Origin of the sequence: Pontitalea aquivivens (assembly GCF_046507575.1) — a bacterium.
In the GTDB taxonomy this organism is placed as follows: domain Bacteria; phylum Pseudomonadota; class Alphaproteobacteria; order Rhodobacterales; family Rhodobacteraceae; genus Pontitalea; species Pontitalea aquivivens.
On record NZ_JBKFEY010000114.1, the window covers coordinates 1 to 619 of the forward strand.

General features: G+C 64.8%; 1 protein-coding gene. It reads right to left on the reverse strand.

Annotated features, from left to right (window positions below):
• Nucleotides 1-131 precede the first annotated feature (131 nt).
• Complete coding sequence (tnpB, locus tag ACK8OU_RS20410) at nucleotides 132-482, reverse strand: IS66 family insertion sequence element accessory protein TnpB (RefSeq protein ID WP_410305154.1); 351 nt, start codon at nucleotides 480-482, stop codon at nucleotides 132-134.
• Nucleotides 483-619: the final 137 nt, after the last annotated feature.

Sequence of the window (619 nt, forward strand, 5' to 3'; positions counted from 1 at the left end):
GCCTCGGCACGGGCCTCCGAGGCCGCAAGCGCGGCGCGCAATCTGGCAATCTCGGAAGCGTTGTTCGACATGGCCAAGACCTACCACACCGGCATCGGAAAGCCCATGCAAACAAGGCCAATGAGGCCAATTTATCCCGCCTTTGCAGGGCGTTGGGTCCAGCGTGGATTGCGCCAGTCGATCCCCTCCAGAAGATAACCGAGCTGGGCCGCGGAGATCTGCACCGCCTCGCCAGCACCGCTGCTCGGCCAGATGAACTTCCCGGCCTCCAGCCGCTTTGTATAGAGCGACATGCCAACCCCGTCATGCCAGAGCAGTTTGACCAGGTCCCCCTTGCGTCCCCGGAAGCAGAATATCTCGCCCGCGTGCGGATCGCGACCGAGCCCCTGCTGGACCTGTAGCGCCAAGGTGTTCATGCCGCGCCGCATGTCAGTCACCCCGCCCGCGATCCAGACGCGCACCCCCGCCGGGAACGCGATCATGACGGATCCAGGGCTTGCACGAGGCGCGCCAGCACCATCGGGTCAATTGTGGCCGCCACAGACAGGCGACGGCCATTCGCGAGGGTAATATCTGCCGTCAGGACCTCGGCTGTCTCTGGCGTCGGGACCGGTGCAAA

Excerpts from the sequence above, each read along its gene's own strand:
- tnpB (WP_410305154.1), bottom strand. The coding sequence starts at position 482 with ATGATCGCGTTCCCGGCGGGGGTGCGCGTCTGGATCGCGGGCGGGGTG.